The following is a 23229-nucleotide window of genomic DNA, read 5'->3' on the forward strand; positions in this document are numbered from 1 at the left end:
CGGTGGTCCGCCTGTGCCGTCTACGCGCTCAGCGCCTTCAGCCGGTCCAGCTCCTTCAAGAACCGCTCGGCGGCCAGTGGCGGCGCCCACGGCTCCCACGGGGTGCCGCCGTAGACCGCGTGCAACGGGTCGTCGCTGAGCGGCGGCACGGTGATCTTCAGCGTGTGCAGCACCTCCTTGGCCGACCAGCCGACCACGTGGACCGCTTCGCTGGCGGCGGCGAGCCGGTCCGCCAGCTTGTGGGCCGCGTGTTCCTTGTCCGTCCAGTGCGGCAGGCCGTAGCGCAGGAAGACGGCGTTCTCCAGCCGCACCGTCAGCGCGCGGAAACCTTCCCCGAGAAATGGCTTGAGCGGCGACACGCAGTCGAAGCCCAGCAGACCTTCCTCGGCGTCGTGCAACAGCTCGCGCAGGGCGGCCACCGGCGCCAGTTCGACGCCGACCGCCTTGCACGCGGCCGCGCGCAGATGCATGACGGTGAGCGAGTGTTGCGCCACCGATAGCGGTCGCGGCCACGCCGAATGGCCGCCCCAGCGGTAAGTGCGCGCCAGCCCCAGCGCCAGGTCGGAGTCGTCCCAGTCGAACGGCGTGGGGTCAAGCAAATCCAGCCGCCGTTCCGACGGCATGCGCACCCAGGCGCGGTTCGGCTGATTCCGGTGATCGTCGCGGCCCATCCAATGTCCTTTTTTGTGGCGTAGACGCCATCGTACACCCTGGGAGACGAATTATTTTTAGGCAACACGCGCGCGTTTGTCATACACTAAAAATCTGTTCATCTTTTGACATTAATCAAGCTATGGCGACGCGTCCTTCATATATCTATCAGGGTGGCTCGGTGATGATGCATTCACCGCTGCAATTGAAAAACGCCGAGATGTACGGTTACTTCGTGCGGGGCGATCTGGCCAAGCTGCAGGCCACGCTCGACGGCACGCTCAACCAGGTGGCCGGCCGGCGCATGCGCTTCAAGGCCATCTCGCCGTACGTGTTGCTGACGTTCACGCGCGTCAACCACGCCGACTCGGCGGTGGCGGTCGACCAGAACAAGGGCTGGATCACCGAGATCGACATCGTCACCTGGATCATGGTGGGGGCGATGGACGAGGAGGGCGAACTGGCCCACATCTATTACTACCCCGCGCATATCTTCGTCGACGACGCCATGGCGCTCATCAACGGCCGCGAGCTGTTCGGCTATCCCAAATACCTGTGCGAATACGAGATTCCCGCCGCCGGCACGGAGCCGCTGCGCTGCTCCGTCGCGGCGAAGGGCTTCCATCCGTTCTCGCCGGAGACCAAAATCGCCATGCATCCGCTGCTGGAGGTGAACGCAACCCAAAAGACCGGCATCGACACGCCGGTCCACAGCCTGTTCGATCTGATCGAAGAGGCCATCAAGCTGTTTTTGTCCATCCCCGATTTTTTCAACCTCGACGCCGCCGGCTGGGACGACATCATCTCGCTGCTGCGTAATCCGCGCATCGATCAGATCTTCCTCAAGCAGTTCCCGGACAGCGCGGGGCTGAAGGCGGTGTACCAGGCGATCCTGGCGGCTCCGGCCACCATCGAGAAGATCCACGGCGGCTCGCTGCTCGGCTACGAATACGAATGCGTGCTGCACGCCTTTGACAGCTTCCCGCTGCACGAGACGCTCGGCCTGCAACTGGGGCCGCAGCAGGCGATCCTGCCGTACAAGCTGAATTTCGATTTCACGGCGCAGCCGGGCGAGGAGTTGATCGACAATTCCAGCGTGGCGCCGAAGAAGGTCGCCATCCTCGGCGGCGGCGTGGGCTCGATGACGGCCGCCTATTACCTGAGCGACCAGCCGGGTTGGCAGAACAACTACGACATCACCGTCTATCAGCAAGGCTGGCGGCTGGGCGGCAAGGGCGCCAGCGGCCGCAACGCCCAATACGGCCAGCGCATCGAGGAGCATGGCCTGCATATCTGGTTCGGCTTCTACACCAACGCCTTCAAGATGATCAAGGATGCCTACACCAGCCTCGATCGGCCGGCCGGCGCGCCGCTGGCGACCTGGCGCGACGCCTTCAAGCAGCACGATTACGTGGCCTTGTCGGAGCAGGTCGGCGAGCGCTGGCACAACTGGTCGATCGTGTTCCCGTCGCTGCCCGGAGAACCGGGCGAGGGTGACCAGGAGATCTCGATGTGGCAGCTGGCCGTGGCGATGATGGGCTGGATCGAACAATGGATCAACAGTATCGACGAGCTGACGGCGACGCTGGAAGTGGACGAACCGCCGCACCACGGCGGCGTGCTGCCGGACTGGCTGCACCGCCTGGCCGAGGGCGTGGCCAACACGGTCAACGAGCTGGCCGACGACATCACCTTGGCCGCCAGCGCGCTGACCGGCATGGTGGCGAACATGTCGGCCGATACCGGCCTGCATACGGAGGTCGAGCACCACGCGCTGGCGGGGGTTCTTGGCGGCGTGCGTGGCCGGCTGCGCGCGCGCTATCGCGGCCTGGCCGAGCGCGCGCACGCCGATGGCGACGTCCTCGACGACATCCGCCGGCTATTCATCTGCCTCGACCTGGGCATCACCGTGATGAAGGGCGTGTTCGACGACGGTGTGCTCAAACACGGCTTCGATGTCATCAACGATATCGATTTCCGCGACTGGCTGCGCAAGCATGGCGGCGACGAGGATCTGTGCGTGAATTCGGCGCCCGTGCGCGGCTTCTACGATCTGGTATTCGCGTATGAGGGCGGCGATTTCACCAAGCCGAACGCCGAGGCGGGGACTTTGCTGCGGTCGATGGCGCGCATCGGTCTTTGCTACAAGGGCGGCATCATGTTCAAGATGCAGGCGGGGATGGGCGATACCGTCTTCACGCCGCTGTACGAGGCGCTGCTCAAGCGCGGCGTCAAGTTCAAGTTCTTCCACAAGGTCGAGGAGCTGGTGCCGGACGGGCGCGAGATCGGCGCCATCCGCATGACGCGCCAGGTCGATCTGGCGGGCGCGGAGTACGATCCGCTGGTGGACGTCAAGGACCTGGCGTGCTGGCCCAGCCAACCGAACTACGATCAGATCGACCCCGAACAGGCGGCGCTGCTGCGGGAGAAGGAGATCAATCTGGAGTCCTACTGGAGCGACTGGCCGCGCGTGTACCAGGAGCGCTTCGACAAGCCGCTGCCGGCGCTGACGCTCAAGCGCGGCGTCGATTTCGACCAGGTGGTGTTCGGCATTTCGGTCGGATCGCTGCCCGCCCTGTGTCCGCAGCTGTTGGCGAAAAGCCCGGCGCTGCTGGCCACCTCCGAGCAGGTCAAGACGGTGGCGACGCAAGCCTACCAGGTCTGGCTGGACAAGGATCTGGCGCAGATGGGCTGGAGCATCCAGCCCAACGGCCAGCAGCCGGTGCTGAGCGGCTTCACCGAGCCATACGATACGTGGGCGCCGATGGACCAGCTGCTGGTGCGCGAGGATTGGCCGGCCGGGCAGGAGCCGCGCAACACGTCCTACTTCTGCAGCGCGCTGACGGTCGACAGCTATCCGCCCGCCACCGATACCGACTTCCCGAAACGGATGGCGGCACTGGCGAAGAAGGGCGCGGTCAACCAGCTCAGTCAGCAGATCGCGTCATTGTGGCCGGCGGCCGGACCAGCGGGGGCGTTTCCGTGGCAGTGGCTGACCGATACGAGCGAGGGCACAGGGGCGGAGCGTTTCAACGCGCAGTACTGGCGGGCGAATGTCGATCCGTCGGAGCGCTATGTGATGTCGGTGGTCGGCAGCACCAAATACCGTTTGCAGACCGACCAATCGGGCTTCGACAACCTGTTCCTGACCGGCGACTGGATCAAGACAGGGTTGAACGCCGGTTGCGTCGAGGCGGCGGTGATGGCCGGCATGCAGACCTCGCGGGCGATGAGCGGCCATCCGCGAATGATCGACGGCGAGACTGATTTTATTTAGTCAGGCCAGATGTTTGTAAAAGAAGGTGGTGCCGCAATAGGCACCATCGGGCATCAATGCGTATTTCGGCACCGTGCCGGCGCTCTGCCAGCCGGCGCGCTGGTATAGCCGTTCGGCGTCGCCGCCGGTGACCGTGTCGAGCACCAGCACGCTTTTGCCGACCTCGCGGGCCGCTTCGTCGACGGCCGCCATCAGTAATCCGGCGACGCCGCGCCGGCGCACGTCCCGGTGCACCAGCATCTTGGCGACGTCCGCCCGGTGCGGCTGGTTGTCCGGCAGCGCCGTGATCAGCTGCACCGTGCCGACCACGCGCCCGCCCGTGTCTTCCGCCACCAGCAGCACGCGCTCCGCGCGCGTGACGCCTGCCAGCACACCGCGCCAGAATCCCAGCGCCTTCTCGCGCGGCAGCGGCAGCATGAAGCTGACCGAGGCGCCGCCCTCCACGCAATCGATCAACACATCGGCCAGCGCCTGCGCCAGCGCTTCGCCGCGCTCCCTGGCTTCGCCGGCGTCGACGCGGCGCACGGTGATTGAATCGGACATCAGTTTCTCCTTGTCGCGGGCTGCGAGGTCAGCGCGACCAGATAGCGCGCGCGTTCATCGGTGGGATTGAAGTAGACGATGTGGCGTTCGAGCCGCATGGCGAGCGTGTCGCCCGCTTGCAGCCGCCATTGCTGGTCGCCGACGCCGATTTCCATCGTGCCTTCGATGATCCAGATTTGCTGGTGGATGTCGGCGCCGTGCGGTGCGCTGTCGTAGGCGACGCGCTGCCCGGGCGGGAAGACCACGTCGACCAGTTGTATCGGGGAGGGGGCGGCGGGCGAGAGGCTGCGCCGGGTGTAGCCGGAGGCGGGATCGGTCCATACCGGCTGCTCGGCCACGCGCGCCACCGGCGACGGTTGTTCCGCCGGCGCGGCCTTGTCCTCGAACAGGCTGGCGAGGGCGACGCCGAGCGCGCTGGCCAATTTATCCAGGACGGCGGCGGTGGGGCTGCTTTCGCCGCGTTCGATCAGCGAGATGGTCGAGCGGCTGACATTGCTGCGCGCCGCCAAGGCGTCCAGCGACAGGCTTTGCGCATCGCGCAATTCCCGCACACGGCGGGCAATCAATAAGTTGATATCCATGGATTTCCATTTTACAGGAAATCCATGTCCAGTAAACTGGAATCGACGCCGGCAACTAGCGGTTGGTGTCGGTGCTGTTGTCGCCCCGGGCGCCGGCGGCGCGGTCACGATGCGTGGTCTGGGCGGAAGCGGCCGCTGCGTCCTGTTTGCTGTCCTGGTAACTCCGGCTCAGGTTGCCTTGGCGCAGGCTCTGCTCGGAACGGGCCGGCGCGCGGCCGTGCTGCTCGTTCACGTGCGGCGTGTCGTTGCCGGGATGACCGACGGCGTGGTTGCCGCTCTCCGACATGCCTTCCCGCTCGGGATCGTAGCCGTCGTGGGGCATGTTGGCGCCGGGTTTAAATCCTTTTTCGCTCGGTTTGTTAGGTTGGCTCATGATGCTTCTCCTTTGAAAGAGGAGGAACCATTGTTCTTCCCCGAGTGCCTATCCTAAGCCGCTCCCGGGGTTCGGTGAGTAGGCGCACATGCCGAGCCGATGTAGGAGTGTGCGTAGGGGAACTTTCGACATGCGAGGCACTACATGCCTGGTTGCGGAGGGTTCGTGTCCGCACTGAAGAGTTTCCCGGTGGGTGGGAAACTGTGCACTTGCCAGGAGACGCAGATGAGCGACAAAGTACCCGAAATCCGCACCGGCCAAGCCCCGCCTTCGCTGGGCCGCGACGAGTTCCGCATTCAGTTCATGCGTTCTTTTTACGATCCCGCTTTCGGTGCGGTGTCGGGGGCGTTGGCGCAGGTCGAGGAGGTCGCGTGGAGTAACTACCATGCCGGACGCAAGGCGCCGGTGACGCAAAAGGCCGGCGGCGGATTCGCCGATCCCGACTACGACCTATCGGTCGAGTGGAAGGCCACGCGCGACAGCTTGCTGGCCGCCGAGAGGAAGCAGAAAGATCCGCAGACCCGTTCCCGCGTGCTGCTCATCAACGGGTCGGCGCGCAACGACGGCACCTGTCCGGGCGAGATCTCCAAGACCCATCGCATGACGCAGTGGGCGCGCGAGACGCTGGCCGAATCCGGCATCGAAGGCGATGTGCTGGACTTGAGCCTGCTCACGTCCAGCTACGACTTGCATATCCATCCGTGCAAGGGCTGCGCGTCGACGGCGATGCCCCTGTGTCATTGGCCGTGCAGTTGCTATCCGAACCACGGCGAGCGCCAGACCAACGACTGGATGGCGGAGATTTACGAGAAATGGGTGGCCGCGCACGGCGTCATCATCCTGACGCCGACCTATTGGTATCAGGCGCCGTCGGTGCTGAAGCTGATGATCGACCGGCTGGTGTGCGCCGATGGCGGCAATCCCGATCCGACCACCACGCACGGCAAGAAGGCGGCCGAGGCCAAGGCGCTGGAACTGGCCGGCTGGGACTATCCCAAGCATCTGGCCGGTCGCGCCTACGGACTGGTGGTGCATGGCGATGTGGCCGGCATCGAGGGTTTGCGGCGCGGCCTGGCGGACTGGCTCGACTGGATGGGACTGATCGATGCGGGCAAGCAGTCGGCGCTGGACCGCTATGTCGGCTACTATGAGTTGTACGCGGAAAGTCATCAGGCGCTGGACCGCGACGAGTTGTTCCAGCAGGAGGTGCGCAACGTGGCCGCCTCGGTCGCGGCGGCGGTGGGGCAGTTGCGCGCCGGCACCTTGACCAAGCCGGATGCCGGCGTGCGTCCGGCAAGGCCGAAGTAGAACCGACAGCAGGAAGCACAAGCAGGACGGAACGGATGGCCGCGAACGCGGTCTATATGTGATCAACCTTGAAAGGATCTACCATGGGCATACTCAGCAATATCTTCCACAAAATTTTCCCTGGCTCGAAACCGGAGGCGGCGCAACCCGCCGCGCCGGCTCCGGCCGCCGCGCCCGCTCCAGGCGCCGCGCCCGCGCCACAGCCGGCCGCCGCCACACCCGTGACGCCGCTGGTCGATGTCGAAGCGATCCTGATCACGATGCAGCAGCAGAATGCGCAGCCGCTGAACTGGCGCACCTCCATCGTCGACCTGCTTAAACTGCTCAACCTGGACAGCAGCCTGGCCGCCCGCAAGGAACTGGCCGACGAGCTGCATTACACCGGCGACAAAAACGATTCGGCGTCGATGAATATCTGGCTGCACAAGCAGGTGATGATCAAGCTGGCGGAAAACGGCGGCAAGGTGCCGGCCGAGTTGAAGGACTAAAGTGACGCCTGCGCGCTGCTGACGTCGGGCGCCCTGGCGTTGTCGACGGCGGTGCGCAGGTCGCGGCACGCCTTGTGCAGCGCCGCCTCGACATCCGGCAGCATGTCGGCCACCTCGACCAACTGGCCGGCGGTGGCCGCCGATTCCATTTCGCTGCACAGCGTGTGCAGGTGCGTCGAACTGAGGTAGCCGGCGCTGCCCTTGAGGGCGTGGATGGCCGCCGCCGCCGCGCTGGTATTGCCGGCGATGACGGCCGCGCGCGCCGTTTCCATGCGCCGGGGCGCTTCCTCAAGGAAAGCTTGCGTGATGCGCTGCATGTGTTTGTGCGACATGCCGGCCAAGGGCAGGATCTGCACCGCCGCCGGGTCGTTCCGCAGCCCGCCGTTCGCGTCCGGGCCGACGTCGAACTGCTGGTCCAGCGCCTCGTTGCGCGCCGTGGCAAGCCGTGCAGCGTCGGTGGCGCGCAGCGGCCGCCCCAGGCTCAGGTGCACGGCGATGATTTTCTCGATCTGGTCGTACAGCAGGCGCTCGTCGACCGGTTTGCTGAGGAAGCCGTCCATGCCGACCGCCAGATAGCGCGCGCGATCGTGGTCGCTGGCGTTGGCCGTCAGCGCGATGATGGGGATGTCCGGATCGAGCACGCGGTAGTCCTCGCTGCCGCCGCTGCGGATCAGGCGCGCGGCCTGTTCACCGTCCATCATCGGCATGCGGCCATCCATCAGCACCAGATCGTAGGCGGCCGTGCTGAGCGCGTGCAGCGCCTGCAGGCCGTTTTCGACGATGCGGATGTCGTGGCCCATGTTCTCCAGCAGGGTGCTGACGATGATCTGGTTGGTGCGCACGTCCTCGGCGCACAGCACGCGCAGGCGGTAGGCGTGGTGCTCCTTGCGCGGCAGGCTGAACGGATCGATGGCCGGTTCCGCCCCCACCGCCAGCGGCAACGTCACGCTGAAGGTGGAGCCGACGCCGACCCGGCTTTGGGCGCCGATCGAGCCGCCCATCAGCTCCACCAGTTCCTTGCAGATGGCCAGGCCGAGGCCGGTGCCGCCGTAGCGGCGGGTGGTCGAGTGGTCGGCCTGTTCGAACTTCTGGAACAGGCGCGGCAAGGTGTCGGCCGGGATGCCGGGGCCGGTGTCGGTGACGTCGAAGCAGATGGTGGCGCGGCCGTCGGCGTTGAGCATGGCCGAGGCGTCGAGCCGCACTTCGCCACGGTCGGTGAACTTGATGGCGTTGCCCAGCAAATTGAGCAGGATCTGGCGCAGCCGGGTCGGATCGCCGCTGACGTAGCGCGGCAGGTCCAGCGCCAGGTCGCTGCGCAGCAGCAGGCTCTTGGCGTCGGCCTGGCCTTGCAGGATGCCGATGGCGTCGTCGATCAGCGCGATCAGGTCGAAATCGACCGTCTCGATCGACAGGCGGCCGGCGTCGATCTTGGAAAAGTCGAGGATGTCGTTGAGGATGGCCAGCAGCGACTCGCTGTTTTGCAGGCCGATGCGCAGATATTCCTCGGTCCGCCCGCGCACCGACTGGTCGCGCATGGCGAACTTGATCATGCCGATCACGCCGGCGAGCGGGGTGCGGATGTCGTGGCTCATCGCCGACAGGAAATCGATGCGGTGGCGGCTGACCACCTCGGCGTGTTCCTTGGCCTCGGTCAGCTGCGCGGTGCGCTCCTGCACGCGCTGCTCCAGCGTGTTGCGCAGCAGCCGGATCTGGTCGGCCAGCGCAAAGGCCAGCAACACGCCGTCGAGCGTGCCGCCCAGCAAGGTGAACAGCTGGGCGTTGGTGACCATCGCCGGGATCAGGCCGACGTTGGCCGGCAGGATCAGCAGGCCGGGCACCATCAATGCGACGAAGCCGAGCACGAAGAAGCGCGCCGGCTGGTAGCCGCGCCGCCACACCACGATGCCGCTGGTGAGCGCCATCGTCATCCAGATCGTGATGACGATGGTGGCGATGGTGTGGGCGTAGCTGAGGGCCAGGAAGCAGCTCGGCAAGGTGAGCAGCGGCAGCACGATGTTGACGCGGCTGAGTTTATATAGGCGCGGCGCCTGTTCCTTCAGGCGCAGGAAGGTGGTGTAGAACAGCGTGCTGAGCACCGGCAGCAGGAAGAACGGCACGTAATGCCAGTGCAGGTTGTGCCAGTTGAACAGGTCGGCCGACAGGTGGAACGTCATGCCCCAGGCGACCGCGTAACACAGCACGTACAGCGAGTAGTACAGCGAGGAGCGGTCGCGCGTGATCGAGTAGATGAAGAAGTTGAACACGGTCAACGCGAGCAGGGCGCCGATGGAGCCGATGATCAGCACGTTTTCGCGCGCCACCAGCTGCTGGTAGGCGGTGCGCGGCATCACCGAGAACACCGGCGTGCGCGCGTAGTACGGGCTGGAGAAGCGGATCAGCACATGGTAGCGCTGGCCGGGCTCCAGGTCGATGTCCTTGCCGTAGTGCAGCAGGTAGGAATGCGGCTGGCGGTAACCGGTCAGCATCTGGCGCACGCTGCCGTCCTCGCCGTAGATCTGGATGTCGACCATGTCGATCAGCGTGTCGTTCGGATCGATGACCCAGGCCGACTGGCGGCTGTCGTTGCGCAGCTCGGCGACCAGCCAGTAGCCGCCGCCGAGCAGATCGACTTGCTTGGCCGGCTTGAGGCCGGCCAGCAGCGCCGGCAGGCCGCCCGCCGAGGGCGGGTAGGGCTGGCCTTCGTCCACATAGAGTTTGCCGACTTTGGCGAGGTCGATGCCGCTGCCTTCGATGGCGGCGGTCAGGCCGATGGCGGGCGCTTCGGCGGCGGCAACGGATCGTGCCAGGCAGAGACAAAACACGCTCAGCAGCAAGAGCAACGCACAGCGCCCGGCCTGGCGGGCCGGTGCGGTAAGCGCGTGGTAGGTCTTGCTTGCTTTACTCATTGGTGTTCCGAGGGCCGCCGGTCTGGAGGATAGTTTTTTGCTCATTTTAAACGAGAACATGTCTGCCTAAGACAAAATTTGCCCCGTCGCCGCAAGCAACTTTGTTGGCAATATTGCAGCTGGGATATCAGGCGGTTTATGATGGTGCCTTTTGCATCGGGACAATACCAGTGTTAATTGCGCCAGAACAATTCTTCGGATTCCTCAGCGCCGCGCTGTTGATCACCATCTCGCCGGGGCCGGACAACCTGATGGTGCTCAGTGTCGGCATGTCGCGAGGGCGCCGCCAGGGCATGGTTTTCGGGCTGGGGTGCGCGCTGGGCTGCCTGAGCCACACGGTGCTGGCGGCGTTGGGCGTGAGCGCGTTGATCAAGGCATCGCCGCTGGCCTTCGGCGCGCTCAAGCTGGTGGGCGGCGCGTATCTGATCTGGCTCGGCGTCGGCGCCCTGCGCAGCCGTGGCGGCGCGCGCGTGCAGGGAGCCGGCGCGGGAGCGGGCTTGCCCGATGAAAGCCTGGGCAAGCTGTTCGCCAAGGGCCTGTTCGCCAACGCGATCAATCCCAAGGTGGTGCTGTTTTTCCTCTCGTTCCTGCCGCAGTTCGTGGTGGCCGAGCGCGGCGACGCCAGTTGGCAGACCGCGCAACTGGGCTTGCTGTTCACGGCGCAGGGCGTGCTGGTGTTTGGATTGCTTGGGTATTTTTCGGGCACGGTGGGCGCGTGGATCAACCGCCATCCCGGCGCCGGCATGTGGATGGACCGGGTGGCGGGCGTGATTTTCGTCGGTCTCGGCTTAAGGCTGATCGTCGCCCGATAAAAAAAGATTGTACATGCGGGCGGTTGTCATCATGGCGTCATGCGGCGTTGACATACTGGCCTTGCTCTTTCAAGTCTCTCCCGATTTGAAACCTTCGGCCCGCGCTCCTTGTCGCGGGCCTTTTTTTTTATTTTGCAACCAGGGTGAAGCGCAGCTCCATCTTGTCCTGTACAGCCATGGCGCCGCCCATCACCGAAAATGGCACGAGGCCGAAATCCGTTTGGTTCAGGTCGACCGTGCCGCTGACCGTCATGACGCCGTTGTCCTCGCGCAGATCGGCCGGAATGGCGTAGTCGCGCGTGACGCCGTGCAGCGTGATCGCCACGCGCAGCGGTTCGCCGGCCGCGCCACGCGCGGCGCGCACCGAGACGAGCGGATAGCGCTCGGCGTCGAGCACCTTGGTCAGCATATTGGTCCGCGTGCCGTCGATGGCGTCGACGGACGGCTGCTTTTCGAGGCCGGCCACGCGCCGCAGATCCGGTTCGTCCACCGTGAGCTGGTCGAGTCGGAACTGGAAGTCGGCGCGGTTTTGCGCCGGCGCGACCGTGCCGGTGACCGTGTGGCTGGCCACGACGTGGTCGTGCCCCAGCCGCGCCAGCACGCCGCCGCGCCGCACGGTGACGGCGATCAGCGAGTTTGCGCTGTCGATGCGCAGGACGGCGGCATTCGGTGCTGAAGTTGTCGTCGGCGGGGCGGCGGTGGTCGCTGTCGCGGAAGGCGGCGGTGTCGGGGCCGTGGCGTCCGGGGCCCGCAGCTGCGAGCACGCTGCCAGCGCGCATAACAATGCGCCCCCCAGCGTGGTTTTCAATCGAGTCTTCGGTGCGCGCTGCGAGTGCGTCATTTGTATGTGCGTCATTTGGCCGTCATATTGTAAGATTATTATGCGTTCGCTGGTCCCAGCGTGCTCCTACTGGTCGCCGTACCCAAGCAGGTGCGGGATTTCACAAAGCATGACTCAGCAGGCTCGCCGGTGGCCTGAAACACCGGCACCATCCTACCTAAGTTTTCATCTCTTTTTCAAACTTAATGAAGTTCTAAGCCTGACTTTGCCGATAGCTGGCAAAGTACTACCCATAGCGCGCGGTTAAGCCGAGCGCCCGGTTGCCGGACCCCACAGCCCGGCACAAATTTCGTTCAGGCGGCACGATCGCCGCCGGATACCGTCCATCCCCACGCTCTCGAGCGTTTTACGACCAGTTTCATCTCACGATGACGCTGGTTTTTTTTTGCCCTTGCGGTTGGCGCTTCGGGTTGTCTTATTTTTATCATTGATGGCGGCACCATTTTTCGAATCGGGCTATCATCCCTTTAGACAAACTACAAACAAAGGCAGAGACAAATGATCGACCTTTACACCGCCGCCACGCCAAATGGCCATAAGATCTCTATCGCGCTCGAAGAACTGGAGCTGACCTACACGCTGCATGCGCTGGAGCTGTCGACCAATGAGCAGAAGCAGCCGTGGTTCCTGGCGATTAATCCGAACGGCCGCATCCCGGCCATCATCGACCGCGCGGAAGATAATTTCGCCGTGTTCGAATCGGGCGCCATCCTGATCTACCTGGCCGAGAAGACCGGCGAGTTGATGCCCACCGATTTCAAGGGCCGCTCCAAGGTGCTGCAATGGCTGATGTTCCAGATGGGCGGCGTCGGCCCGATGATGGGACAGGCGAACGTCTTCTACCGCTACTTCCCGGAGAAGATCCAGCCCGCGATCGACCGCTATCAAGGCGAGAGCAAGCGCCTGTTCCGCGTGCTCGACCGCCACCTGGCCGACAATGAATACCTGGCCGGCGACTATTCGATCGCCGATATCGCCAATTTCGCGTGGGTGAACATTCATAACTGGACCGGCATTCCGGTCGACGATTTGCCGCATCTGCAGCGTTGGCTGGCGGCGATCCGCGAGCGGCCCGCCGTCAAGCGCGGCTTGATACTGCCGCCGCGCGTGGAGCGCAGCACGCCGGAGGAGCTCGAGCAAATGGCGGTCGAGGCGCGCAAGATGCTGGAGACCGGGCAGTCGCGCACCGGAGGCGTGTGAGATGAAGTTCTACACGTCGAGCCGGACGCCCAATCCACGCCGGGTCGCCATGTTCATGGCCGAGAAGGGCCTGGCGGATGTCGAGCAGGTGCAGATCGATCTGGCTACGGGCCAGAACCGGGGCGCCGAGTTCCTCGAGAAGAATCCGTTCGGCCGCGTGCCGGTGCTGGAATTGGACGACGGCCGCTTGCTGAGCGAGACGCGCGCCATTTGCAGCTGGCTCGAAGGCTATGCGCCGGAACCGAATCTGATGGGGGAGGGCTACGATGAGCGCGCCTTCATCGAGATGGCCGATCGCCGGGTGGAGCTGCATCTGTTCTTCGGCATCGCCAACTGCGTGCGGCATACGCATCCAGGACTGGCGAAGCTCGAGCAGCCGCAGTTCGCCGATTTCGGCGCGTCGCAGGGCGAAAAGATGCGCGAGACGGCGCGCTGGCTGGACCGCACGCTGGCCAACCAGCCGTTCGTCGCCGGCCAGCGTTTCACCATCGCCGACATCACGGCGTTCTGCGCGCTGGATTTCGCGCGCGGGTTGATGAAGTTCCGGCCGTCCGCCGAGGGGATGCCGCATTTGCAGGCGTGGCGCGACCGCATCGCGGAGCGCCCCAGCGCCTCGGTAAAATTCTAAGCCACGCGCTTGTACCAGGGCTGGTGCGGGAAGACCTGCTTGTACTGGCGCGCCAGCGGCTCGCCGTCGCCGAACGGGCGGTCCAGCACCAGCATGCCCGATTGCGCCAGGCTGTCGTCGAACAGCCGCAGCACGCGCTCCCTGAGCGGGGCGCCGAAGTCCGGCAGCGCGCGGGCGGCCAGTATCATCTGGAACTCGTTGAACGAGGCGTCCGTCACCAGGTTGTACTGCGCCCACGTGATGCGCTCGCGCAGATGCGGCAGCAGCACGGCGCGCGTGCCCTCGGCGTTCACCTCGAAATAGTCGATCAGGCGGCCGACGCCGCCGCTCTTGATATAGTTACCCTGCAATTCACCCAGGTGCGACATCGGCAGGCTCGCTTGCAGCGCTTCCGTCAGCAGGACGTCGCTGGCGATGGTCGCATAAATCTCCGTGCGTGCGCCCAGCTGCTCCTGCTCCAGCAGGATGGCCAATGTCCACGCTTGCTCGGCGCCGGCGCAATCGGCCAGCCAGACGCGCGGCAACGCGGCGCCGTGCAGGCACACGCCCAGCGACATGCGCAGCAGCGCGATTTCCGATGCGTCGTCGAACATCCGCGCCGGTTCGACATACATCGCCTTGAGGAAGGCGTCGCAGGAAGCCGGGTCGTGCAGCACCCTCGCTTGCAGCGCCGAGATGCTGGCCGTGGACAGTTCGGCCATCAGCCGCCGCACCTTGCGGCGCACCAGGTCCCGCTCATAGCCACGGTAGTCGTAGCCGTGGCATTGGAACAGGGCTTCCAGCAGCAGCTCCAGTTCCAGCTCCTCGAGCGAGGACGGGGAGTGGCGCCGCGCCGTCCCGACGGCCGGGTGGCCGCCCCCTTGGCCGTTGCCTTGGACGCGGCCCTGGCCATCGGCCGCCGGAGCGCCGGAGGGCGGCGCGGCGGCTGGCGCTGCGGCCTCAACGCCGCCGATTTCGTTGAGCTCCGCCTCCTGCGTCGAGCGCAGCGCCGATTTCAGGGTCGCCAGCAGTGTCGTCATGCCCCCCATCAGTGCAGCCACACGCGCATCAGCGACAGCAGTTGCGCCACGTCGACCGGCTTGGTGATGTAGTCGGACGCGCCGGCGGCGATACACTTGTCGCGGTCGCCCTTCATCGCCTTGGCGGTCAAGGTGATGATCGGCAGCGACTTGAATTTCGGGATGCGCCGGATCGCGCGCATGGTATCGTAGCCGTCCATCTCCGGCATCATGATGTCCATCAGGACGATCTCGATGGTTGGATCTTTTTCGAGCACCTCGATGCCGTCGCGGCCATTCTCGGCGAACGACACCTGCATCTGCTGGCGCTCCAGCAGCGACGACAGCGCGAAGATGTTGCGCAAGTCATCGTCGACGATCAGCACCTTGCGCCCGGCCAGGCCGCCGTCGGCCGCGTGGATTTCCTCGAGCATGCGGCGTTGCGCCTCCGGCAGGCTGGCCTGGGAGCGGTGCAGGAACAGGGCAGTCTCGTCGAGCAGGCGTTCCGGCGAGCGCGCATCCTTGATGACGATGGTCTTGGCGTAGCGTTTGAGCTTGGCCACTTCCTTGCGGTTCAAATCCTTGGCGGTGTTGATGACGATCGGCAGGTCGCGCAACGATTCGTCCTTGCCGATGATGTCGAGCAGGTCGAAGCCGGAGATGTCCGGCAAGGTCAGGTCGAGCACCATGCAGTCGAAGCGCTGTTCGCGCAGCGCCTCCAGCGCGGCCTTGCCGTTGTCGACGGCGACGATGTGCAGGTCGGCGTCGCCGATCAGGGCGACGATGGAGTCGCGCTGCGCCGGTTCGTCGTCGACCACCAGCAGGCTGCGTTTTCCGCCCAACAGGAATTTCTGTATCCGCGCGAATTCCTCCTGCAACGTCGCCTTGTTCACCGGCTTGTTCAGGTAGGAGATCGCGCCCAGGCGCAGCGCGCGCTCGCGTTCGCGCAGGCTGGACATCACATGCACGGGGATGTGGCGCGTGCTCGGGTCGCGTTTGAGGCGGTCGAGCACCGTGAAGCCGTCGATGTCCGGCAGGTCGAGGTCGAGCAGGATCGCCGAGGGCAGGTAGTCGCGCGCCAGGCTCAGGGCGGAATCGCCCTGCATGGTGACGACGCCCTTGAAGTTCTTCTCGCGCGCGAAGCCCAGCACGATCTTGGCGAAGCGCTCGTCGTCCTCGATGATCAGCACCGACGGGTCGCCCGGCGCCACCAGGCCGCGGTCGTCGCTGGTGCTGTACTCGCTGATATCGGCATCGAGCTCGCCGGCCGCGGCGGCGGCGGCATCGTGCTCCGGCATCGACAGCTCGCTGTAGTGCGGCGCCGAGTAGACGATGTTCGGCGCCGGCGTGGCCGGCATCGGCAGGCGCACCTGCGGCTGGCGGCCCATGTCGTAGTTGATGAAGCCTGCGCGGTTGTAAGGCAGGAACAGCGTGAACGTGGAGCCGTTGCCGACCACCGATTCGACGCGGATTTCACCGCCCAGAAGCCGCGCCAGCTCGCGCGAGATCGACAGGCCCAGGCCGGTGCCGCCGTACTTGCGAGCGGTCGAGCCGTCGGCCTGCTGGAACGCCTCGAAGATCAGCTGCAGCTTGTCGGCGGCGATGCCGACGCCGGTGTCGCTGACGGCGAAGGCCAGCACCGCGTCGGCGTGGATCAGGTTGGGGTGGTCGTTGGAGAAGCCGCTGTTGACCAGGCTGATGACCAGCGAGACCTGGCCGTGCGTGGTGAACTTGAACGCGTTCGACAGCAGGTTTTTCAGCACCTGCTGCAGGCGCGTGGTGTCGGTCATCATCGCGGTCGGCAGGTTTTCGCGCAGGTCGACCGAGAAGCCGAGGTGCTTGGCTTCGGCCATGTGGCGGAAGGTGCGGTCGACGTAGTTCCGGAGATTCTGGAAGCGGTATTCCGAGACGTCCAGCGTCACCGTGCCCGATTCGATCTTCGACAGGTCGAGAATGTCGTTAATCAGCGTAAGCAGGTCGGAGCCGGAGCCGTGGATGGTCTTGGCGAATTCCACCTGCTTGCCCGACAGGTTGCCGTCCGGGTTGTCGCCCAGCTGCTGCGCCAGGATCAGCAGCGAATTCAATGGGGTGCGCAGCTCGTGCGACATATTGGCCAGGAACTCGGATTTGTACTTGGACGACAGCGCCAGCTGGGTGGCTTTTTCCTCCAGCGCCAGCTTGGCCTGTTCCACCTCGCGGTTTTTACGTTCCACCTCGATGTTCTGCTCCGACAGCAGGCGGGCTTTCTCGGCCAGTTCCTGGTTGGTCTGTTGCAGTTCCTGCGCCAGCGATTGCGACTGCGTCAGCAGCGATTCGGTGCGGCTGTTCGCCTCGATGGTGTTGAGCACCACGCCGATCGATTCCATCAGCTGGTCGAGGAAGGACAGGTGGGTTTCGGTGAAGCGGTCCAGCGAGGCGATCTCGATGACCGCCTTGACCTGCTGCTCGAACAGGATGGGCAGCACGACGATGTTGGTCGGCGGCGCCGCGCCCAGCCCGGACGAGACGACGATGTAATCGCGCGGCACGTCGGTCAGCCAGATGCGCACCTTCTCCAGCGCGCACTGGCCCACCAGGCCTTCGCCCGGCAGGAACGAGGTGGGCAGCTTGCGGCTGGAACGGTAGCCGTAGCTGGCGATCATGCGCAGGCGGGCGTCCGATTCCTGCGAGTCCATCATATAGAACACGCCGTGGTGGGCCGACACCAGCGGCGCCAGCTCCGACAGAATCAGCTTGGTCACGGCCTGCAAGTCGCGCTGGCCCTGCAACAGGCGGGTGAAGCGCGCCAGATTGGTCTTGAGCCAATCCTGCTGCGCGTTCTTGAGCGTCGTGTCCTTCAGGTTGCGGATCATCTCGTTGATGTTGTCCTTCAGGTAGGAGACCTCGCCGCGCGCCTCCACCTGGATCGAACGGGACAAGTCGCCGCGCGTCACCGCCGTCGCCACCTCGGCGATCGCGCGCACCTGGTTGGTCAGGTTCGCCGCCAATTGGTTGACGTTCTCGGTCAAGTCCTTCCACGTGCCAGCGACGCCGGACACGTTGGCCTGGCCGCCCAGCTTACCCTCGGTGCCGACCTCGCGCGCCACCCGCGTCACTTCCGACGCGAACGAGGACAGTTGGTCCACCATGACGTTGATGGTGTCCTTCAGTTCCAGGATCTCGCCCTTGACGTCAACCGTGATCTTTTTCGACAGGTCGCCGCGCGCCACGGCGGTGGTCACCGCCGCGATGTTGCGCACCTGGCCCGTCAGGTTCGACGCCATGAAGTTGACGTTGTCGGTCAAGTCCTTCCAGGTGCCGCCGACGCCGGGCACGTAGGCCTGGCCGCCCAGCTTGCCCTCGGTGCCGACCTCGCGCGCCACGCGCGTCACTTCCGACGCGAACGAGGACAATTGGTCCACCATCACGTTGATGGTGTTTTTCAGCTCCAGGATCTCGCCCTTGACGTCCACCGTGATCTTTTTCGACAGGTCGCCGTTGGCCACGGCGGTGGTCACGTCGGCGATGTTACGCACCTGGCCGGTCAAGTTGCCCGCCATCGAGTTCACGCCGTCGGTCAAGTCCTTCCACGTGCCGGCGACACCGGGCACGTTGGCCTGTCCGCCCAGTTTACCCTCGGTGCCGACCTCGCGCGCCACGCGGGTCACCTCGGAGGCGAAGGAGTTCAATTGGTCGACCATCACGTTGATGGTGTTTTTCAGTTCCAGGATCTCGCCCTTGACGTCGACCGTGATTTTTTTCGACAAGTCGCCGTTGGCCACGGCGGTGGTCACGTCGGCGATGTTACGCACCTGGCCGGTCAAGTTGCCCGCCATCGAGTTGACCGAGTCGGTCAAGTCCTTCCAGGTGCCGGCCACGCCCTTCACCTGCGCCTGGCCGCCCAGCTTGCCCTCGGTGCCCACCTCCCGCGCCACCCGCGTGACCTCCGACGCGAACGAGGACAACTGGTCCACCATCACGTTGATGGTGTTCTTCAGCTCCAGGATCTCGCCCTTGACGTCCACCGTGATTTTCTTCGACAAGTCGCCGTTGGCCACCGCCGTCGTCACCGCCGCGATGTTACGCACCTGGCCCGTCAGGTTGGACGCCATGAAGTTGACGTTGTCGGTCAAGTCCTTCCAGGTGCCGCCGACGCCCGGGACGTAGGCCTGGCCGCCCAGCTTACCCTCGGTGCCGACCTCGCGCGCCACCCGCGTCACCTCCGACGCGAAGGAGCGCAACTGGTCCACCATGACGTTGATGGTGTCCTTCAGTTGCAGGATCTCGCCGCGCACGTCGACCGTGATCTTCTTGGACAAGTCGCCGTTGGCCACGGCGGTGGTCACCTCGGCGATGTTACGCACCTGCGAGGTCAGATTGCCCGCCATCGAGTTGACCGAGTCGGTCAAATCCTTCCAGGTGCCGGCCACGCCTTTCACCTGCGCCTGGCCGCCCAGCTTACCTTCGGTGCCAACCTCGCGCGCCACCCGCGTGACTTCGGAGGAGAACGACGACAGCTGTTCCACCATCGTGTTGGCGGTGGTCGCCGCCCGCAGATACTGGCCCTTGAGCGGATGGCCGTCGACCTCCAGCGCCATGGTCTGCGACAGGTCGCCCTTGGCGACGGCGCCGATGACGCGCGCCATTTCGGTGGTCGGGCGCACCAGATCGTCGATCAGCGCGTTGACCGCGCTGATGATGGTGGCCCAGCCGCCGGCCATGTTGGGCACTTGCGCGCGCTGGGTCAGCCGGCCTTCGCGGCCGACCACGCGGCTGACGTCCGTGACGACGTGGACCATCTTTTCCTTGGTCTCGATAATGTCGTTCAGCGTGTCGGCGATCTTGCCGGACATGCCGGTCCAGTCGGAGGGCATACGGGCGGAGAAGTCGCCTTTTTTCAGGGCCATCAGCGTCGCCAGCAGGGTCTTCAGATCCAGCTGTTCGCCCAGGTCGGTCATGTTGTTCATCGGCTTAATCCTCGTTGTTCAGGAGGGAATGGGTAGTGGTTGAAAGGGGGAAGGGCGCGCCTGGCGCGACATGCCGCAGCACCTCGCCGGGCGGCTGCGGCGGCGCAAAGAGCTCGCCCTGGCAGCTGTCGCAGCGCAGTTTGCGCAGCACTTCAAATTGTTGGCGCTGGTCCACGCCGAGCGCCACGACGCGCATCGACAGGGCGCGCGCGAGGTGGATCACGGCGGCGACGATGTCGGTGCCGCCTTGGTCGTTGCCGATGGCGTGGATGAACACCGGGTCTATCTTCAGCACGTCGAGCTGCCATCGCTTGCAGGCGGCCAGTGACGAGCGCGCGCTGCCGAAATCGTCCAGCGCGCCGCGCACCCCCGCCTCTTGCAGCTGCGCCAGCACCTGCTCCAAGGGGCCGGTGGCCCCCTGCAGCAGTTTTTCATTGAGTTCGACGCCGATGCTGCCCGGCGCCAGGCCGTGCATGCGTATCGCCGGCAGCAGCACTTGCAGCAGTTCGCCGTGCAGCTGCGGCGTGGCCAGATTGATCCAGATGCACAGCGGACCGGCCGCCTGGCCATCGTCGGCCGCCACCGCGCGCTGCCACAGCGCCGACTGCGAACAGGCCTGGGCGATGACCCACACATCGATCCGGTCCAGCAGCACGCGGTCCTGCACGTGCGGCAGAAACTGCGCCGCCTCCAGCACGCCGCGCGCCGGATGGTGCCAGTACAGCCGCGCCTCGGCGGCGACGGTGCGGCCGCTGCGGATCTCGATCTGCGGCTGGTAGCGCAGTTCCAGCTCGCCGCCGGCCATCGCCTGGCGCAGCTCCTCGGTCCACCGGGCCCGTTCGCGCTCGCGCACGTTGAGGCCCTCGTGGAAGAACTGCACCGGCGCCGCCGGATTCTGCTTGGCGTGGTACATCGCGGTGTCGGCGTGCTTCATCAGCAGTTGGGCGTTGGCGCCGTCCTGTGGGTACAGGGCGATGCCGATGCTGGCCGCCGTCTTCAGGCGTTGGCAGCCTATCTCGAAGGGCAGGGCGCAGGCCATCTCGATCTTGCGCGCCACGCGGGCGGCGTTGGCCGAGGCGGCGCGGCCTTCGATCAGCACGACGAATTCGTCGCCGCCCAGGCGCGCGACGATGTCGGCCACGCGCACCGCCGCCGACAAGCGCGCAGACACCTGGCGCAGCAGCTCGTCGCCGGCTTCATGGCCGTAGTTGTCGTTGATTTGCTTGAATTTGTCGAGGTCCAGGAACAGCAAGGCGAAGCCGATGCCGTTGCGGTCGGAGACGGCGACGGCGTGTTCCAGATGCTGGATCAGCGCGCGGCGGTTGACCAGATTGGTCAGCACATCGCGCGTGGACAGGTCGTGCGCGCGCTGTTCGGCCACCTTGCGCTCCTTGATCTCCAGTTCCAGCTCGCCGTTGATGCGCTGCAGATCCTGCATGCGCTGCACCCGCAAATCCTGGTTGAGGCGCACCAGTTCCTCGGTCTTGCTTTGCAACTGCATGTTTTTCACCGCCATGTCGACGAACACCCCGACCTTGGCCTGCAAGATCTGCGGGATCACCGGCGTAAACAGGTAGTCGGCGGCGCCGGTCTGGTAGGCGCGCAGCCGGTTCATTTCGTCGGCATAGTGGGCGGTAATGAAGATGATGGGCACGCCGGCCGAGCGCGGATGCGAGTGGATCGCCTCGGCCGTCTCGAAGCCGTCCATGCCCGGCATGCTGACGTCGAGCAGAATCACGGCGAATTCGTGCAGCAGCACCTGGCGTAGCGCCTCCTTGCCCGACCCTGCGGTGATCAGCTCGTGTATCTGCTGTTCGACCGCATTTGTTAGCAAGCTTTCCAGCGCGTACAAGCTTGCCGGATCGTCGTTGACGAGAAGAACTTTTGGGATCTGCACGGCGGGCTGTATGGTTGTCAGGTTACGGTCCGGTGGAATCAGTCTGGAAGGTAAAAGATACTCCTGTGTGTCTGGGAGTCAAGCAATATTGTGCAATGCCGCAACATGGCAGTTTCGGTTATTGTAACGATCTGACAAGGTAGTTAGCAACGTTTTCACCCGGCTCGTAGAGTACAGGAAATATATGTTTCTACGCGCACGTTAGCCCGTGTTTGTGCCGCATAACAACGCGCGCGTTATCGACGCCGCTGGTTGATCCAGATGGGCGCGCTCCACAGCATTTTCCCGTCGTTCTGCGTCACTCTCGCATAATAAAAATGCGCGCCGGCCGCGGGGGTGAGCACGGTGCTGGCCTTGCGGCTGAGCAGCGCCACCTCGCCGTTTCGTCCGGGCACGCCGGCAAACAGATTGATGGCGGCCGGCCGCTGGCCCCGCTTGCCGGTGTAGCGCACCCGCAGCGTCAGCGTGCCCTTGTTGTCGAAGCGTTCGCCCATCATGCGGCCGTTGGCCGTCAAGATCAGCTCGGCGTTCTTGTCCATGGTCGCATACACGCGGCGGGCCTTGAGCGCGGCCAGGAAGGTGTCGCCGTCCAGCGCTTCGCCACGCCTGATCAGTACGCCCGTGCGGTTGCCGTACGACGCGCCCCAGTTGGCGCAGTGGTTGTCCTGGTTGCTGCTGAAGGCGACGTGGTAGCCGGCTTCGAGCAGCTTGTTGCAGCCGGCTTCATAGTTGCCGTGCTGCGACTCGGATTCGTCGGTGCGGACGGAGAAAGCGTTGCTGTTCATTACCTCGCACAACACCATCGCGGCGTCGCCGTCCGGCGTCCAGGCCAGCGGCTTGCCGTCGATGGCGAACTGGTCGGCCCTGGGGTGGTTGAACTGGCCAAGCCAGCCGCGCTGGCGCATCAGCGCGTACAGGGTGGCGTAATCGTTTTTGGGTGTGGCGGTGTCGGCCAGCAGGTCGCCGGCGGCGTTGCGTTCCCATCCGAGCAGGTCGCCGCTGTTGAGGATGTTCAGGTGGCCGCCGTTGTTGATCACGCCCCATTCCTGGCCGTACATGGCGAGAAAGCCGGAATGCGACAGGTTCCAGGTGTTGGCCGCGCGGATGCCGCTCTGGTAGAGCGCCTTGGCGGCAGCCGGGTCGGCGTCGGCATTGGTGCCGTCGGACCCGTCGAACATGTGGTTGTGTTCGGACGTCATCAGAAAATCCAGGCCGTGCCGCTGCGCGAAACCGTAGGCCTCGGTCGGGCCGAACGCCGCGCTCTGCGGCGCCTGCGAGCCGGTGCAGTGGGCCAGCGCGCCGCCGCCGTCGCTGTGGTTGGTCTGGCTGTGCAGATTGCCGAGGTAGACCGTGTAGGGTGTCGCGCGCGGGCTGGCCGGCGCCGGCGCGGTGGACAATGCCGGCCGACGGGCGATGGCCGGCGCCGGGCGGGGCAGGCCGACGGCCACGTCCCAAGTTTGTTCTAGATCAATATTGTTGTCGATAGTTGGGCCGCCCGCCTCGATACCGGCGCGCAGCCGCAGCCGGTAGATGCCGGCCGGCAGGCTGGCCGCCCGCCCGCCGCGCGTGGCGGTGCTCCAGCGGATCGCCACCTCGACCGGCGCGGCGGCGAGCGCCTGCCGTCCTTTCCAATGCTTCAGTACGCGTCCATCGTCACGCAATAATTCCAGCCGCCAACGCACTTGTTGCGTTTGCTCACTATCCGGGTAGTTGAAATGCAGTGTAATAGTCCGCATGCCCCTGCTGTCGGCGTGAAATGGCGTCTGTAATGCGGCCTCGA

General features: G+C 65.1%; 16 protein-coding genes. 6 read left to right on the forward strand and 10 right to left on the reverse strand.

Annotation, left to right across the window (positions count from 1 at the left end; translation table 11 throughout):
- Positions 1–20 precede the first annotated feature (20 nt).
- Complete coding sequence (locus MRBLMU1_RS16360) at positions 21–671, reverse strand: phosphohydrolase (RefSeq protein ID WP_363503204.1); 651 nt, start codon at positions 669–671, stop codon at positions 21–23.
- A 164-nt stretch (positions 672–835) separates the two neighbouring features.
- Here MRBLMU1_RS16360 and MRBLMU1_RS16365 point away from each other — a divergent pair, with 164 nt between their 5' ends.
- Positions 836–3928: an NAD(P)-binding protein gene (locus tag MRBLMU1_RS16365; RefSeq protein ID WP_363503206.1), complete on the forward strand. Its 3093-nt coding sequence runs from the start codon at positions 836–838 to the stop codon at positions 3926–3928.
- Here the strand turns inward: MRBLMU1_RS16365 and MRBLMU1_RS16370 are convergent, their stop codons facing one another.
- From MRBLMU1_RS16370 to MRBLMU1_RS16380, 3 genes are read right to left on the reverse strand one after another with little or no spacing between them, the layout of a single operon-like run.
- On the reverse strand, positions 3929–4471 hold the full coding sequence (locus MRBLMU1_RS16370) for a GNAT family N-acetyltransferase (protein WP_363503208.1): 543 nt from the start codon (positions 4469–4471) through the stop codon (positions 3929–3931).
- Entirely contained in the window at positions 4471–5052 is a 582-nt protein-coding gene (locus MRBLMU1_RS16375) for a helix-turn-helix domain-containing protein (protein WP_363503210.1), read from the reverse strand. The genes MRBLMU1_RS16370 and MRBLMU1_RS16375 overlap by 1 nt, the downstream gene beginning before the upstream one ends.
- A 55-nt stretch (positions 5053–5107) precedes the next feature.
- Positions 5108–5425 (reverse strand): hypothetical protein, encoded by a 318-nt coding sequence (locus tag MRBLMU1_RS16380; RefSeq protein ID WP_363503212.1) that lies wholly within the window; start codon positions 5423–5425, stop codon positions 5108–5110.
- Between the two features lie 225 nt (positions 5426–5650).
- Between MRBLMU1_RS16380 and MRBLMU1_RS16385 the strand changes: the two genes are divergently transcribed.
- Both MRBLMU1_RS16385 and MRBLMU1_RS16390 read left to right on the forward strand, forming a co-directional pair.
- The gene (locus MRBLMU1_RS16385; protein ID WP_363503214.1) at positions 5651–6733 is read left to right on the forward strand and encodes a flavodoxin family protein; all 1083 of its coding nucleotides are present in this window, start codon (positions 5651–5653) and stop codon (positions 6731–6733) included.
- An 83-nt stretch (positions 6734–6816) separates the two neighbouring features.
- Entirely contained in the window at positions 6817–7221 is a 405-nt protein-coding gene (locus MRBLMU1_RS16390; protein ID WP_363503216.1) for a DUF3597 domain-containing protein, read from the forward strand.
- Here MRBLMU1_RS16390 and MRBLMU1_RS16395 read toward each other — a convergent pair.
- Positions 7218–10127, reverse strand: a complete 2910-nt coding sequence (locus tag MRBLMU1_RS16395; RefSeq protein ID WP_363503218.1) for a hybrid sensor histidine kinase/response regulator — start codon at positions 10125–10127, stop codon at positions 7218–7220. The two genes, MRBLMU1_RS16390 and MRBLMU1_RS16395, sit on opposite strands and share 4 nt — an antisense overlap.
- Before the next feature lie 170 nt (positions 10128–10297).
- Here MRBLMU1_RS16395 and MRBLMU1_RS16400 point away from each other — a divergent pair, with 170 nt between their 5' ends.
- A complete protein-coding gene (locus MRBLMU1_RS16400) occupies positions 10298–10939 on the forward strand; it encodes a LysE family translocator (RefSeq protein ID WP_363503220.1) in 642 nt (213 codons plus the stop codon).
- 127 nt (positions 10940–11066) lie between these two features.
- Here the strand turns inward: MRBLMU1_RS16400 and MRBLMU1_RS16405 are convergent, their stop codons facing one another.
- Positions 11067–11795 (reverse strand): YceI family protein, encoded by a 729-nt coding sequence (locus MRBLMU1_RS16405; RefSeq protein ID WP_363503222.1) that lies wholly within the window; start codon positions 11793–11795, stop codon positions 11067–11069.
- 483 nt (positions 11796–12278) lie between these two features.
- Between MRBLMU1_RS16405 and MRBLMU1_RS16410 the strand changes: the two genes are divergently transcribed.
- Positions 12279–12980 carry a glutathione S-transferase family protein gene (locus tag MRBLMU1_RS16410; RefSeq protein WP_363503224.1) on the forward strand — a complete coding sequence of 234 codons (702 nt, stop codon included), beginning with the start codon at positions 12279–12281 and terminating at the stop codon, positions 12978–12980.
- 1 nt (position 12981) lies between these two features.
- Positions 12982–13608: a glutathione S-transferase family protein gene (locus MRBLMU1_RS16415; RefSeq protein WP_363503226.1), complete on the forward strand. Its 627-nt coding sequence runs from the start codon at positions 12982–12984 to the stop codon at positions 13606–13608.
- Here the strand turns inward: MRBLMU1_RS16415 and MRBLMU1_RS16420 are convergent.
- The 4 genes from MRBLMU1_RS16420 to MRBLMU1_RS16435 all read right to left on the reverse strand — a co-directional run bounded on the left by MRBLMU1_RS16420 (position 13605) and on the right by MRBLMU1_RS16435 (position 23185).
- The gene (locus tag MRBLMU1_RS16420) at positions 13605–14627 is read right to left on the reverse strand and encodes a CheR family methyltransferase (protein WP_363503228.1); all 1023 of its coding nucleotides are present in this window, start codon (positions 14625–14627) and stop codon (positions 13605–13607) included. The genes MRBLMU1_RS16415 and MRBLMU1_RS16420 overlap by 4 nt on opposite strands.
- Before the next feature lie 8 nt (positions 14628–14635).
- A complete protein-coding gene (locus MRBLMU1_RS16425; protein ID WP_363503230.1) occupies positions 14636–19552 on the reverse strand; it encodes a response regulator in 4917 nt (1638 codons plus the stop codon).
- Positions 19553–19556: 4 nt separating this feature from the next.
- The gene (locus MRBLMU1_RS16430) at positions 19557–21449 is read right to left on the reverse strand and encodes a putative bifunctional diguanylate cyclase/phosphodiesterase (protein ID WP_363503232.1); all 1893 of its coding nucleotides are present in this window, start codon (positions 21447–21449) and stop codon (positions 19557–19559) included.
- 236 nt (positions 21450–21685) lie between these two features.
- Entirely contained in the window at positions 21686–23185 is a 1500-nt protein-coding gene (locus MRBLMU1_RS16435) for a CehA/McbA family metallohydrolase (protein ID WP_363503234.1), read from the reverse strand.
- Positions 23186–23229: the final 44 nt, after the last annotated feature.

Origin of the sequence: Burkholderia sp. LMU1-1-1.1 (assembly GCF_040675865.1) — a bacterium.
Classification (GTDB): Bacteria; Pseudomonadota; Gammaproteobacteria; order Burkholderiales; family Burkholderiaceae_D; genus Rugamonas.

Coding starts and splice junctions, on each gene's coding strand:
- MRBLMU1_RS16360 (WP_363503204.1), bottom strand. CDS start 671: ATGGGCCGCGACGATCACCGGAATCAGCCGAACCGCGCCTGGGTGCGC.
- MRBLMU1_RS16365 (WP_363503206.1), top strand. CDS start 836: ATGATGCATTCACCGCTGCAATTGAAAAACGCCGAGATGTACGGTTAC.
- MRBLMU1_RS16370 (WP_363503208.1), bottom strand. CDS start 4,471: ATGTCCGATTCAATCACCGTGCGCCGCGTCGACGCCGGCGAAGCCAGG.
- MRBLMU1_RS16375 (WP_363503210.1), bottom strand. CDS start 5,052: ATGGATATCAACTTATTGATTGCCCGCCGTGTGCGGGAATTGCGCGAT.
- MRBLMU1_RS16380 (WP_363503212.1), bottom strand. CDS start 5,425: ATGAGCCAACCTAACAAACCGAGCGAAAAAGGATTTAAACCCGGCGCC.
- MRBLMU1_RS16385 (WP_363503214.1), top strand. CDS start 5,651: ATGAGCGACAAAGTACCCGAAATCCGCACCGGCCAAGCCCCGCCTTCG.
- MRBLMU1_RS16390 (WP_363503216.1), top strand. CDS start 6,817: ATGGGCATACTCAGCAATATCTTCCACAAAATTTTCCCTGGCTCGAAA.
- MRBLMU1_RS16395 (WP_363503218.1), bottom strand. CDS start 10,127: ATGAGTAAAGCAAGCAAGACCTACCACGCGCTTACCGCACCGGCCCGC.
- MRBLMU1_RS16405 (WP_363503222.1), bottom strand. CDS start 11,795: ATGACGCACATACAAATGACGCACTCGCAGCGCGCACCGAAGACTCGA.
- MRBLMU1_RS16410 (WP_363503224.1), top strand. CDS start 12,279: ATGATCGACCTTTACACCGCCGCCACGCCAAATGGCCATAAGATCTCT.
- MRBLMU1_RS16415 (WP_363503226.1), top strand. CDS start 12,982: ATGAAGTTCTACACGTCGAGCCGGACGCCCAATCCACGCCGGGTCGCC.
- MRBLMU1_RS16420 (WP_363503228.1), bottom strand. CDS start 14,627: ATGACGACACTGCTGGCGACCCTGAAATCGGCGCTGCGCTCGACGCAG.
- MRBLMU1_RS16425 (WP_363503230.1), bottom strand. CDS start 19,552: ATGAACAACATGACCGACCTGGGCGAACAGCTGGATCTGAAGACCCTG.
- MRBLMU1_RS16435 (WP_363503234.1), bottom strand. CDS start 23,185: ATGCGGACTATTACACTGCATTTCAACTACCCGGATAGTGAGCAAACG.